At 35.5% G+C, this 12,554-nt stretch carries 12 protein-coding genes; 5 read left to right on the top strand and 7 right to left on the bottom strand.

What is annotated here, in order from left to right:
• Nucleotides 1–25 precede the first annotated feature (25 nt).
• The 5 genes from ACFO3O_RS20025 to def all read left to right on the top strand — a co-directional run bounded on the left by ACFO3O_RS20025 (nt 26) and on the right by def (nt 6,030).
• Complete coding sequence (locus ACFO3O_RS20025) at nt 26–1,780, top strand: solute:sodium symporter family transporter (RefSeq protein ID WP_379982182.1); 1,755 nt, start codon at nt 26–28, stop codon at nt 1,778–1,780.
• Nucleotides 1,781–2,002: 222 nt separating this feature from the next.
• Nucleotides 2,003–3,022: a UDP-glucose 4-epimerase GalE gene (gene galE, locus ACFO3O_RS20020; RefSeq protein ID WP_379982180.1), complete on the top strand. Its 1,020-nt coding sequence runs from the start codon at nt 2,003–2,005 to the stop codon at nt 3,020–3,022.
• A gap of 187 nt (nt 3,023–3,209) precedes the next feature.
• Entirely contained in the window at nt 3,210–3,905 is a 696-nt protein-coding gene (locus ACFO3O_RS20015) for a hypothetical protein (protein ID WP_379982178.1), read from the top strand.
• Nucleotides 3,906–4,155: 250 nt separating this feature from the next.
• Complete coding sequence (locus ACFO3O_RS20010) at nt 4,156–5,433, top strand: carboxypeptidase-like regulatory domain-containing protein (RefSeq protein ID WP_379982176.1); 1,278 nt, start codon at nt 4,156–4,158, stop codon at nt 5,431–5,433.
• A 72-nt stretch (nt 5,434–5,505) separates the two neighbouring features.
• Nucleotides 5,506–6,030, top strand: coding sequence for a peptide deformylase (gene def, locus ACFO3O_RS20005; protein ID WP_379982174.1), 525 nt, complete (start codon nt 5,506–5,508; stop codon nt 6,028–6,030).
• A gap of 336 nt (nt 6,031–6,366) precedes the next feature.
• Here def and ACFO3O_RS20000 read toward each other — a convergent pair whose 3' ends face one another.
• The 7 genes from ACFO3O_RS20000 to ACFO3O_RS19970 all read right to left on the bottom strand — a co-directional run bounded on the left by ACFO3O_RS20000 (nt 6,367) and on the right by ACFO3O_RS19970 (nt 12,419).
• Nucleotides 6,367–6,621, bottom strand: coding sequence for a hypothetical protein (locus tag ACFO3O_RS20000; RefSeq protein ID WP_379982172.1), 255 nt, complete (start codon nt 6,619–6,621; stop codon nt 6,367–6,369).
• A 1-nt stretch (nt 6,622) separates the two neighbouring features.
• Nucleotides 6,623–8,719 carry a phage tail family protein gene (locus tag ACFO3O_RS19995; protein WP_379982170.1) on the bottom strand — a complete coding sequence of 699 codons (2,097 nt, stop codon included), beginning with the start codon at nt 8,717–8,719 and terminating at the stop codon, nt 6,623–6,625.
• A 359-nt stretch (nt 8,720–9,078) separates the two neighbouring features.
• Nucleotides 9,079–9,423 carry a hypothetical protein gene (locus ACFO3O_RS19990; protein WP_379982168.1) on the bottom strand — a complete coding sequence of 115 codons (345 nt, stop codon included), beginning with the start codon at nt 9,421–9,423 and terminating at the stop codon, nt 9,079–9,081.
• 257 nt (nt 9,424–9,680) lie between these two features.
• Nucleotides 9,681–10,106 carry a hypothetical protein gene (locus ACFO3O_RS19985; protein WP_379982166.1) on the bottom strand — a complete coding sequence of 142 codons (426 nt, stop codon included), beginning with the start codon at nt 10,104–10,106 and terminating at the stop codon, nt 9,681–9,683.
• Nucleotides 10,107–10,153: 47 nt separating this feature from the next.
• Nucleotides 10,154–11,338 (bottom strand): DUF2586 family protein, encoded by a 1,185-nt coding sequence (locus ACFO3O_RS19980; protein ID WP_379982164.1) that lies wholly within the window; start codon nt 11,336–11,338, stop codon nt 10,154–10,156.
• Nucleotides 11,339–11,606: 268 nt separating this feature from the next.
• Entirely contained in the window at nt 11,607–11,783 is a 177-nt protein-coding gene (locus tag ACFO3O_RS19975) for a hypothetical protein (protein WP_379982162.1), read from the bottom strand.
• A 21-nt stretch (nt 11,784–11,804) separates the two neighbouring features.
• The gene (locus ACFO3O_RS19970) at nt 11,805–12,419 is read right to left on the bottom strand and encodes a hypothetical protein (protein WP_379982160.1); all 615 of its coding nucleotides are present in this window, start codon (nt 12,417–12,419) and stop codon (nt 11,805–11,807) included.
• Nucleotides 12,420–12,554: the final 135 nt, after the last annotated feature.

Genomic DNA, 12,554 nt, shown 5'->3' with positions numbered 1-12,554 from the left:
TGCAACACATTGAACTAAACAACCTATGTTAGGAATCATTTCATTTATCGGATTTACATTATTAGTAGCGGGCTATGCTTGGTGGAAAACTAGAGAAACAGACGAAAAATCTGCAGACGGCTATTATTTAGGGGGCAGGAGCCTTGGAGCACTCACCATTGCAGGATCTTTACTACTGACCAATCTCTCGGCAGAGCAAATCGTGGGACTTAATGGTCAAGCATTTTCAGAAGGTATTTTAGTAATGGCATGGGAAACACTCGCAGCCATTGCCATGGTTATTACGGCTGTATGGTTTCTTCCCAAATATATGAAAGGAGGCATTACAACCATCCCAGAGTTTATCGAAAAACGCTTTGATGAAAATACAAAAGCCATACTTTCTGTATTGTTTTTAATTGCATTTAGTATTGTATTACTACCTACTATACTATACTCTGGATCTCTCGCCTTTAGTACGATGTTTGACTTACCTACAATATTAGGTATGTCTGAAGGTGCCGTTATATGGCTCTGTGTATGGAGTATTGGACTAATAGGTGTTGTATATGCCATTTTTGGAGGCCTTAAAGCCGTTGCCGTCTCTGACCTTATTAACGCTATTGGACTACTCATAGGAGGATTACTGATCCCTTATTTTGGTTTAAAACTCATTGGTGATGGCGATATGTTTACTGGGCTAAATACACTGTGGACTGAAAACCAAGATAAGTTTAATGTAAAAGGAGGCGTTACTTCATCCATACCTGTAGGAACGATTATTACTGGAATGATGATTGCCCAGATGTATTACTGGGGGACTAACCAAGCCATCTTACAACGTGTTTTTGGAGCGAAGAGTTTAAAAGAAGGACAAAAAGGAATGATGCTCGCTGCCTTTGTAAAGTTTTTGATCCCAGTCATTGTGGTGCTTCCTGGTATTATTGCATGGCATCTATTTAATGGAGATCTATCATCTGCTGATAATATTTACCCAGGAGATGACATAGCCTACCCAAGACTTATTAAGGAAGTATTGCCACCAGCTCTGGTAGGATTTTTTGCCGCAGTACTTTTTGGAGCGGTCTTAAGTTCTTTTAATAGTTTACTAAATAGTAGCGCAACCCTTTTTGGGTTTGATTTATATAAAAAGTTTTTCAAACAAGATGCTACAGAACAGCAAACAGTAAAAGCAGGTAAGCTATTTGGGCTTTTAGTAGCGGTTATTTCTATGAGTATTGCTCCTTTTATTGCTAATGCCCCAGCTGGTTTATTTGACTATATCCAACAAGCATTAGGTAGTTTGAGTGTGCCTATTCTAGCGGTTGTTATCATTGGTATAGTAACAAAAAAAGTACCTGCACTGGGAGCAAAAACAGTTATGATTTTAGGTGTAGTATTATATCTTTTCAGTTTACTCTATTTAGGACCCAACATGACAGAATCAGCTCTTGCAGAAAATGGTTTAGAGAGTTCGAAATATATTAATAGTTTAAAAGTTGAAGATGGTATAGACACTAGAAAAGCATTTTTTGAAAGTATAAATGTAACAGATATCGATGCGTATAAAGAAAAAGTAAAACTCGTTGAAGCAGAAGCATACCCACATTTCTTACATATTATGGGGATTCTATTTGTAATAAATATTATTATCATGCTAATTATCGGGCTCATAAAACCAAAAACAGATATCTATATTCCTGAAACCACAGAGGTTATAGACACAACCCCTTGGAAATATGCTTATATAGTGGGAGGACTGATTGTTTTATTAGTATTAAGTACCTATTTAATATTTTAAAAAGAAAACTCCTCGTAAAAGTTTACTTTTGCTTAGGTTTTTGCTTTCGCGAAAGCGAATAAAGAAATAGGCATCTATACTATTTAATTTAGAAAATAAATAAAAACGAAAATGGGCAGGCTCCGCTTACGTCGAAAAGAAATAGATGCATCGCTAAGAAGATTGTGAAATCAATTATTAATTTAGAAAGCGGGATAGGATTCCTGCCTTCGCGAGAATAAGATGAAAATAATTGTTACTGGGGGGTTAGGTTTTATAGGATCTCATACTGTTGTTGAACTCCAAAACAAAGGATACGAAGTTGTCATTATAGACAACTGTTCTAACGCAACAAAAGAGGTTTTAAAAGGAATTACAGCTATTACAGGCATTTCTCCAATTTTTGAAGAATTTGATTTACGAGAGAAATCAAAAGTAAACGACTTTTTTATACGTCATCAAGATATTGCTGGAGTGATTCATTTTGCGGCCTCCAAAGCTGTTGGGGAAAGTGTCAATAACCCCTTACTCTATTATGAAAATAACCTAGTAACATTAATTTACATACTTCAAGAACTACAAAAAAAGGAGCATGCGAGTTTTATCTTCAGCTCCTCCTGTACCGTCTATGGGCAAGCAGATAAGCTACCTATCACAGAGAGTGCCCCTGTAAAACCTGCTGAATCTCCTTATGGAAATACCAAACAAATTGGAGAGGAAATTATAAGAGACACCTGTAAAGTTGCATCACAACTCAATGCTATAGCACTTCGCTATTTTAACCCTATAGGTTCACACCCATCAGCAGAGATTGGAGAACTCCCATTGGGTGTTCCACAAAACCTAGTGCCTTTTATCACACAAACAGCTATTGGTTTGAGAACTGAACTATCTGTTTTTGGAGATACCTATCCTACCCCAGATGGAACTGCTATACGCGACTATATTCACGTAGTTGATCTTGCAAAAGCACATGTGGTTGCTCTAGAACGCTTACTCAACAAAAAAAACAAAGACAATTATGAAGTCTTTAATGTAGGGACTGGTGTAGGAAGTTCTGTACTGGAAGTTATCAAATCTTTTGAAAAAGTAACCAATAAATCACTCAACTATAAAATTGTTGGCAAACGAGAAGGTGATGTTATTGCAGCCTATGCAGATACTCATAAAGCAAATGAAGAATTGCAATGGAAAGCACAAAGTACATTAGATGAAGCCATGAAATCTGCTTGGATTTGGGAGCAAAAAGTACGTGGCAAATAAATAGTGAGTCCCTGTTTCATATCTCGAATATCGACGAACTGATTATTGGAAAGTGTAAATTCCTACAAATAATACGTTAGATGTGTTAAATTTTACGCTTTAACATTATTTAAGGAGAATTCATCTCGTGGTTTATCTAGCTATACATGATATTTTTTTATTTTAGCGCCCTAAAAAAACTACAGATATGTTAAGAATCCTAATCATTGCACTACTTGTTTGTCCTTTTGTAACCTTTGGACAAAGTGAAGATGTAAACCCAAACAATAACGTACTTATCGGACTTGAAAATCTAGGTAAAAACAGAACCTCTTTTGGATTTCCCTCAGTTATTAAAAAAATAAAAAATCCTATAGAGGGCTCTGTATATATCTACGATGAGTGGTCTAACACCGCAATTGTTTCTTCAGAGGAAACAAAATTGCGTTTAAACGACATCAATTTTAATGCAAAACGAAATGCATTCCAATCTAAAATAGGAAATGACTCTATATTCACTTTCCATTTCAGAAATATTAAAGATGTTGTGATCAATAATATTACTTTTAAAAATGTCTTTTCACCAGTCCATAAAAAAAATAGAGTTTTTGAGGTCATAGAGGAAAACAAAGATTTTTCTATTTATAAAGACTACCGAATCGAAATTAAAGTAGGAAGCCCTAATCCTCAAGCTGGATCTCAAAATGACAAATACTTATTACGTGATGACTATTACGTAAAGCAAGGCGAAAATTTTGACAAGTTTTCACTCAAAAAATCAAAGCTTCTTAAATTAATGGGAGATAAAGCTACAGAAGTAGGAGCTTACATAAAAAGCAACAAATTAAAAGTTAAGAATTCTGAAGACTTTTCAAAAATTATGGATTATTACAAGTCGTTATAATACACTCTGAAAATACATTTCAGTCCAACCCTCTATGTTAATTTATAGAGGGTTTTTTATATTATTTACTAAAAGTAGCGTTAAAGTTGTTAAAAAACGAGTCTAAACTCCCTTCTAAGTAAATATGAGATTGGATAAAAAATAAAAAAATCGTATCTTAATACATGGTATTTGTCATTATGATAAATACATCTAATAAGACACCACTATGAATATTCCGTATCTATCACCGAAAAAAATAGGGAAATTAATGTCTGCCAGTTTTTTATTAATTTTTCTTTTCACATCCATCACGACCGTATATGCACAAACCAATGATGATTTAATCGAAATCAATGGTCAAGTTGTAAACATAACCACAGGAGAACCTATTATTGCTGCATCTATCCAAGAAGTAAATGGCAATGCAAGTACCATTAGTAACACTGAAGGCTCCTTTCTCTTAAAAGTAAGTAATGCAGAAACCATTTTTTTAAAAATTGATGCTCTCGGATTTAAAACCAAAACACTTCTTGTTAGTAAAGACAATACAAAAGACCTTCGTGTAACGCTACAAACCTCATCAATTGAGCTTACCGAAGTAAACATCACTGCCTATAAAAATGCTCGTGAATTGGTAAATAAGGTATTTGAGAATAAACGCACCAATTATTTAGAAGACAAAACGCTGATGACTACTTTTTACAGAGAAACCATCAAAAAGAGAAATAAAAATGCATCGTTAGCAGAAGCTGTACTAAATGTATATAAACAACCTTATGCAGATTCTAAAAAAGATGTGATCAAACTTGTAAAGTCACGAAAAAACACAGACTACTCAAAGCTCGACACCATCGCCTTAAAGCTCCAAGGAGGGCCTTTTAGCACCCTATACATCGACTTAATGAAATACCCAGAGTATGTATTCACTCCATACACCATGGAAGGTTACGAATTTGAATTTGGTCCTACTACAGAAATTAATGGCACATCGGTCTACACTGTAAATTTTAAACAAAAAGACAATGTTCTTGATCCGTTGTACAATGGGCAACTCTACATTAACACAAATTCATTAGCATTGGTAAAAGCAGATTTTAGCATGAATCTTTCTAATCAAAGTGAAGTCATCAAACTTTTGGTCAAAAGAAAGCCAGATAACGTACGTATCAAAGCCAAAAACATAGACTACACCGTCGATTACCGTGAGAAAAATGGTAAATGGTATTATGGCTACAGCAAAGCAAACCTCTCTTTTGAAGTAAAAAAACGCCGTAGACTATTTAAGTCTATCTATTCACTAACCTGTGAAATGGCAGTTACCGACTGGGAACTGTTTGACAATACCCAGGACTGGACCGCTACAGACAACATGAGCGCATCCATTATTATGTCTGACGAAGCCTCTGGATTTTCAGATCCAACATTTTGGGGTGAATACAATGTCATAGAACCTGAAAAATCCATAGAATCTGCGATTCGTAAAATACAAAGACGTCTACTAAAAGAAGATGGAAAAACCGAAGCATCGGTTGGTAAAAAACCTTAACCCATAAAAAGAGCGCAAATCACTTTAATACTCCCCAGAGAATAGTATTTTTAAAGTCTAATCACACTAGGCATGGCTGTACTTGATGTATTAAAGATGGGAAATCCTCGTCTAAGAGAGGTTTCCCTCCCCGTTGGAAACGAACTAAAGACACCTGGTTTTCAACAAACCATTGACGACATGATCGCTACCATGCGTTTTCATGACGGCGTTGGTATTGCAGCCCCTCAAGTAGGCCTATTAAAACGGGTGTTTATCATGGAAATGGTGGACAATCCCAGGTATCCAGATAAAAATGCTTTTCCATTATGTATTGTCATCAATCCAGCAATAGAAATTTTGGACACTACTCTTGTGGATAGTTGGGAAGGCTGTCTCTCTATTCCTAACATACGGGGTCAATTAAAGCGTTACAAATCTGTTGTATTAAAAGCCACTGATCGCAACGGAAATCCTTTTCAAGAGACCTTAGAAGGCTTTGCTGCGATTGTTGTGCAACACGAACTTGACCACCTTAACGGTACCTTGTTGATAGACCGTATGGACTCTATGAAAACTCTTACTTTTCAAGAAGAGTATGAAAAGTATTGGTTATAACTGTCGATTATTTTTTAGGGCGTTCCCTTCATCCTGAATTAATTTCAGGATAAAGGGCAGGCTATTCACTCTATCTTTTTTGGGCATAAACGCCACCCAAAAAAGGATGCCGTTGCTATCCTTAACGCGGGAGATTTGTATTTTATACCATTTACCAATTGAATTTACTGTAATAAAACACCCTTTTTTCCTTTCTATTTCACAAGAAAAAAGAAACCGTAGCTTAGGCTATGCTTTAGTTTTCTTTCTCATATAAAGAAAAAAATCATCGTTTTCTTTTCCAGTAAATTCAATTAATAATTGGTATTACTTTAAATTAAACACCTAAAAATCATATTACTCTCCGTAAAACTCCTCTAATATTTCATCATAAAAATCTTTTTCATAATGATTCCATTTCTCCCCCTTTTCTTCAGAAATAATTATTAAAGCTAATAAACGTAAAGGATCTGAAGCAATACATTCATTACCATCCTTAGAAGCTTTCCAATCAAATGATTCTTCCTTATCTACAAGTGCTATTTTATAGTTCTTTTCTTTAATAATCCACAAAGCACTGTTGTAGGTATTCATGGCATCTGTTAAATTCATTTTATATTTTTTTAATTATACTTTCAGGAATTATACCCTCTATTAATATTTCATTATTCTTTTTCATAACTTCAAAGACATTATTAGCATCTTTTCTCAATTTTTTATTTCCGCTATCTAACATTGATTTTTTAACAGAGTTTGGAGTATGAATCTTTATACCTCCTTCTAATTCAATCTTTTTCAAATCATCAAATGAAACTTTGTAAACTTTTCCTTTTTTTGTAAATTTAATAGTATTTTTTTTAACTCCTGAAAAAGAAGTAAATAACGAAGATTCTCCTTTACCAGGTCTTCTTACATGTTCCCAAGGTGTTTTTATATCTGCATCTCCTCCTAATTTAATTCCTATATTACCTCCGTCATAATTATCATCTCCCCTAAAAACACTACTAGGAGTAAAATCATCAACTACTTTTTTAGGTTTACTAGCTTTCATGTAAAGATCAAAAGAGTCCGCTTTTATATCTTCTTTGGGCCAAGTAACTTTTAATTTAGGGTAAAAACTCGCTTGTGTTACTAAAGCACCTAGTAATGCTGCTTCACTAGCCCCATTAGCATCCATTGCTAATGCTGTTGTTCTTGCTTGCTGTAATAGTGCCCATCGTTGCCAGTTCTCGCCATCATTATCATTATCTTTATCATAGTCTCCTTTTTTAAAGCGATCAGGCATTTTCTTTTTTAATGCTTTACGCATATCGTCGCCAAGCTCTGCAATTTTAGTGAGTACCTTTCCGAGTTTTCCTAACTTTCCTGCCCACTTGGCTAATGTGACACTACCTCCTGTAAAAATGGCTACTAGAATCTCTAATAAAATAGCTCCTATCACAATTCCTATGACACGCCCTTTTTCAAACGCAGAAGCTGTTTTCCAGTTTTCAATAATATCTTGTATGGCGGTTCCTATATTTCCTAAAACCGCATACATTACCTTTTTGAGATCTTCATACTCTAAATCTGCAAATCCTATAATAGTTTCGTACAGGCTCTTTATTTTACCAAAGAGTTCTCCTGTAATCAGATCTTTGATCGTACTAATAATGGTGCTGATGAGATCCACAATCCCTTCTAAGGCATCATAAATAGCTCGTAGCAATCCTTCTATAATCCCTACAACAAGACCCGCAGCTCCTGCTAAAATTTCTGTTACAGCATCTACGACATCAATCGTAGCATTCATAAAATCAGAACGTTTAGAGAGATTGCCTAATTCTTGCTGTAATCGTATGTAACTTTCACTAGGAAGGCGTACAATATGATTTTCAGTTAAGAATAATTTCTTATACAAGGATCTTGCTTCGACAAAAGCTGGATCTATACTGGCTTTATAACCTAGTTCTAACGCAGACAATAAACCTTGATCTGCATCTTTAATAACAATTCCTGTTTTATGATCACTTTGTTGGTTTAATAAGTGAAAGGCTTGTGCGATGGTTCGGTAGTCATCACCTGTTTTCACTTTATACTCACTGTATTCTATTGCTGCAATATCCGTTTCAAAAGTATCTCCACTCTTCACATAATAAAACTTCTTAGTATAACTATCTAATAGCGTATCTACAGGTATGATTTGTATAAATTGCTTTTGAATCCAACCAACTTCCTTGGTGTCGACCATCTGGATGCGTAACCATCCCTTTTTATCTTCTTTTCCTCGAAATAAGACTTTTACTTCTACTGCTTGAGACACGCCATAGGGTTCTCCTTTTTTTATTTTACCCCCTATATAGTTTTCATCTCCTCCATATAGATAAATTCCTTTTTCTGCTCTTACAAAACCTCTTGCATTGGTGTAATTTATAGCCTTTGCTGTGACGACAACATCATCTAGCGCCAATCCTCCAAATTCCCACATATCCTCTTCATTTAGAACAAAAGAATACTCTTGTCCTTCAATAACTTTTCTGAGATAAGTGACTTCAGAATCACTTACAGGAAGATTATTTAACCTTTTTACCTCAGCAAAAACAAGATCGTTGACGCGCTTTTCTTTACGCTCTTCCTCCTGCATCCTCGCGATTTTATGAAATAAAAGCGGTAGCTTGATGCGTAAGTCGGCTAGGTTTTCTACATTAAGTTGATGTCTGATAACTCCCATAGGAATGTTCTTTTTTTTATCTTTATTATGCTCTTTATTTTTAAAAACTATTGTTTGTTTTCCTTGGGTTTTTACGTATCTGGACTGCGCCTACCTCTGGTAGACAGGCTCGATTTAACATCGCTGTATCTAAGTGATCAAAATTGCGTTAGGGATGGTAGTGGCATCCTTTTTTGAGTGGCATATATGCTCAAAAAAGATAGAGCGGAGAGCCCGACCTTTTTATGTTTGCATGTGGTTGGGATTTCTAAATTTCTTCTTTCAAAACACTGAAATAGTGACTATATGTTTCTTAAAAAGGGAACGTCCACAACTCTTAAACAGAGACATTGCAAATTCCCATAAAGAGAGTCATGAGGTTATAGGACTTCTACTTTGACAGGTTTGGGTTGTATATGGTCTGAAAAAGCGGTGGTGATATTTAAGCGCAGGTCATCCTCTTGCTCTATGATGCCATCACCTCCTAGGTAACAGTTTTTGAAGAGGACTTCAAGGGCTTTAAACTCGTCCATTTTTGAGGCTTGTAATACGGCAGAGCGGATCCCAATGTCTGGCTTTTTGAAATAGGCAAATAGTGTGTTTGCATCGTCGTCTTCGATTTGCAGTTTTACAACACGGCCAAATTTATTTTTCCAGGTATTGAGCTGTCCTTGGGTAATGTTACCGTCTATAACGTTTGTGATATCTTTTACTTGGGTTTTCATGTGTAGCGTTGTTTTGTAAATTGTTTTGTAAGCTGGTATGAAGAGAAAGGTTGCCTTTAAGGGTATGCAGTGAAGTTGTTCTTAAAAGCAACCTTTTTGCGAGTGATGTGCTGCTCCTGCGAGACGCTACAAACGTTATGTATGATGTTTGTCTTGCCCGTTTAGGGTCTTGCGGAGGACACATTAAAAATAAAAGGAGTTGGATAGGGTGGTATATATGGGTTACATATATCCTACACATCTCCTTTATACCATTTTTAGTTCCACTCAATGTGAGAACAAATAAGGTCAAAAGAAACCTCAATTTTTGTATCTCCTTGGCTAATACCACGTGAGTTTGTATTAAACTCACAGTTACGTACTACGTGCGTGATAATGTCATTTGTATCATCTAAATAGCTTACGACAACATCAAAAGCAGGAACGTCTTGTAAACGTTTTCCTCTTGGTAGTGCTGCAAGAATTGCTTCTACTTCATAGTTATATAATGTGATAGAGGCTTTTGCTTCATATTTACCACGTCCTCTGTGTACTGGAAGATCTCCTGCTCCGTAGTGGTTTTCCTTCATTACTGAATCGTCATAATTAACAGAGGTGATCCCTGTCACGATATTATCTAACATACGTACTTCAATAGAAGACCAGCTATGTTGTTGTCCGTTTATTAATGGTAATGCATTCATATTTTAAATTCTAATTTTCTTTGTGAATAATTGTTTTTTAGTGCTCCTTATGCGTTGAGTCCAAATGGATTTTTGAATCCAAGATCCACGATAATTTTACGTGCTGTTCCTACAGGAGTTACTTCTGCTTTGATGCGTAACTCAGAGGTAGCCAAGATATCCTGTGCAGGATCTACAAAGACATCAAACGCAGATACTTCTTGGTTGGACACCATTCCTTCTAGAGCGGCACGACATAACGTCTCAAATCCTTTGGTTACTGATGGCGCTAATTGTCCAGCTTCATCTACAAGGATAGGAGAGTTAAGTTTTGGCAATAATGCAGTACGTAATAAACGTGTCGCTTTATTGATGGTACGGTTATTCTCTATGTATGCGAAATCTGAAGTTCCTAAGGTTGCTGTATGACTATCATTAAAGTATACCCCTGGTAAACCAGTGTGTGTTCTTGCAAATACATAGCGCTTGCTGTTTAATGTTTCAAGTGCTCCTTGTGTTTTCACTTCTTCTCCACCTACAAATCCTGCTTTTGAGAATCCTGCCCCTGCAAGGTTAAATTGCTCTACCCATGCGATATTTTCTGATACTTTTGCACGAGAAATTGCTCCAAGAGCCATTCCTACGGCTGCTGTATTAGGATAGGTTACTGCTGCTTCTACATCCATCGCTACAACAACAGATACGTTGCTTGCTCCAAAATCTGCAAGATCTTCTGCATCTGATGCACCTGCAGATAATACGGCTGCAAATCCTTTTCCTTCAATCAAGACTTCAAAAGGCATGTAGTCTGCATAAGCGGCATCTGCTTGTACTTGTGCTTCTTGTGCTGCTGCTTTTGCTGCAGCAAAATCTGCAGTTCCAGAATAGATAATTGCCATCTGACGAATTTCTCCATCGGCAGCTTCTTGGAATACTTTTGCTTTTCCTGCTACTTCTGCATACGAAGCACCTGTCGTTGCCATGATGAATAAATCGCCTGATGGATTTAATCTAAAATACTGTTGGATTTGGTAATACGCTGATTGCCCGCTTGCATCATACGCTTCGTTAATTCCTAATGCTTCGGCATCTTCTACAGAAGCTAAACGATACGCCTTATCTTGTTCTAGCGCTCCACCTGGAGTTGTCGCTAATCCGTCAAATAGTAATCCAGACACCATGTCTTGACTAGGATTTCTTCTTCCTAATCCGCCTGAAAGTTTGTTAATTACTACGTCATTTAATGTACCCATAATTTTATTTTAATGTTAAGGTTTTACTTATTTTACTGTTTAATTGTCTTAAAATTTGAGCATAAAAAGGGCTGTATGAAGTAGTTTATTGCTTCATAAAATCTTAGTATTCAAAAATTTTAAGTGGTGATTCTTCTTTAGAACAAAGAAGAATATGTTGAACTTTATGTGATGTAAGGAGCGCGCTTTCTTCCTAGTACAAATATAGAGTCCGTTTCTTTATGATGTTCTTTTTAAACTGTTTAACATCGGTAGTTTCAGTGTCTTTCTAAGAAGCTTGTAATTGTACGGCTTCATTAAGAATAGTATAGATCGTACGTTCTGTGACAAAAAGTTTTTCTGAAAGTTCGCTCACGATTACTTTCATTTGTTTCTCTTGATTTTCTTGTACATACTCCAATACAAATGCTCTTCTTTTTTCTAATAATTTGTTGCTGCGTCTCATAGCTATTGTTGTTTTATGTTATTAATTATTATTGTTTTTTAAGCGTGACTCAATGACCTCATCAATCTCCTTATCCTCAAGGGAGATATATTCTCCTGTAGGTCCTGTTGTAAGCGTATATCCTTGATTTTCTAATTCTTCTACAGTAGCACCGTTATAGACCAACTTATATCGTTTTTTAAGTTCTGTTTCTACGAGTGTTGTTTTGTAAGATATTTCCCAGATAAAATAATCTGTCTTCTCCCAGTTATCTTGCTCATGATTGCAATACTGCTTTTCTTTTATTTTAAAAGTTGAATTAGAATCAATTAAAGGAGTAGCTGTTGCATTTCTAGACAAAATAGCTTTATCAATGTTTTGAGCAATATCAAACACAACTTCATAATTTTGATTAGCGGCCCTTTTCCCTTGTAAAGGGAGTACGATATAAATACAGAAAGTAGCATCTGCTTTATAGGTTTGCTCTGAAGAGGTTTCCCAGTTTATATTTTTATATTTAAATAATATTGTTGGAACCTGAATAGATGTCAAGAAAATATTATCATTATATAGGGTAATCTCTGGTATTGCTCCACTAAAACCTGCTTCGGCTTCAATACGTGCTTTCTTGTCTAAGTAAAATTCTTTTAAAATCATTTGTTTCTTTATTTGTTACAAATATCTAACAATTGTTATAATTATGCAATTAATATTATGTAATAATACAATAGTTTCAGTGAAATTTAACACTTTTGTTTAGTTAATATGTTTAATTTTTTGTGATTTGTTTGT

The organism is Dokdonia ponticola, from assembly GCF_042653865.1.
Lineage (GTDB): Bacteria > Bacteroidota > Bacteroidia > Flavobacteriales > Flavobacteriaceae > Dokdonia > Dokdonia ponticola.
This window is presented reverse-complemented; position numbering and strand designations above follow the sequence as displayed.

Coding starts and splice junctions, on each gene's coding strand:
- ACFO3O_RS20015 (WP_379982178.1), top strand. CDS start 3,210: ATGTTAAGAATCCTAATCATTGCACTACTTGTTTGTCCTTTTGTAACC.
- ACFO3O_RS19970 (WP_379982160.1), bottom strand. CDS start 12,419: ATGATTTTAAAAGAATTTTACTTAGACAAGAAAGCACGTATTGAAGCC.
- ACFO3O_RS20010 (WP_379982176.1), top strand. CDS start 4,156: ATGTCTGCCAGTTTTTTATTAATTTTTCTTTTCACATCCATCACGACC.
- ACFO3O_RS19975 (WP_379982162.1), bottom strand. CDS start 11,783: ATGAGACGCAGCAACAAATTATTAGAAAAAAGAAGAGCATTTGTATTG.
- ACFO3O_RS20025 (WP_379982182.1), top strand. CDS start 26: ATGTTAGGAATCATTTCATTTATCGGATTTACATTATTAGTAGCGGGC.
- def (WP_379982174.1), top strand. CDS start 5,506: ATGGCTGTACTTGATGTATTAAAGATGGGAAATCCTCGTCTAAGAGAG.
- ACFO3O_RS19990 (WP_379982168.1), bottom strand. CDS start 9,423: ATGAAAACCCAAGTAAAAGATATCACAAACGTTATAGACGGTAACATT.
- ACFO3O_RS19985 (WP_379982166.1), bottom strand. CDS start 10,106: ATGAATGCATTACCATTAATAAACGGACAACAACATAGCTGGTCTTCT.
- ACFO3O_RS19995 (WP_379982170.1), bottom strand. CDS start 8,719: ATGGGAGTTATCAGACATCAACTTAATGTAGAAAACCTAGCCGACTTA.
- ACFO3O_RS20000 (WP_379982172.1), bottom strand. CDS start 6,621: ATGAATTTAACAGATGCCATGAATACCTACAACAGTGCTTTGTGGATT.
- galE (WP_379982180.1), top strand. CDS start 2,003: ATGAAAATAATTGTTACTGGGGGGTTAGGTTTTATAGGATCTCATACT.
- ACFO3O_RS19980 (WP_379982164.1), bottom strand. CDS start 11,338: ATGGGTACATTAAATGACGTAGTAATTAACAAACTTTCAGGCGGATTA.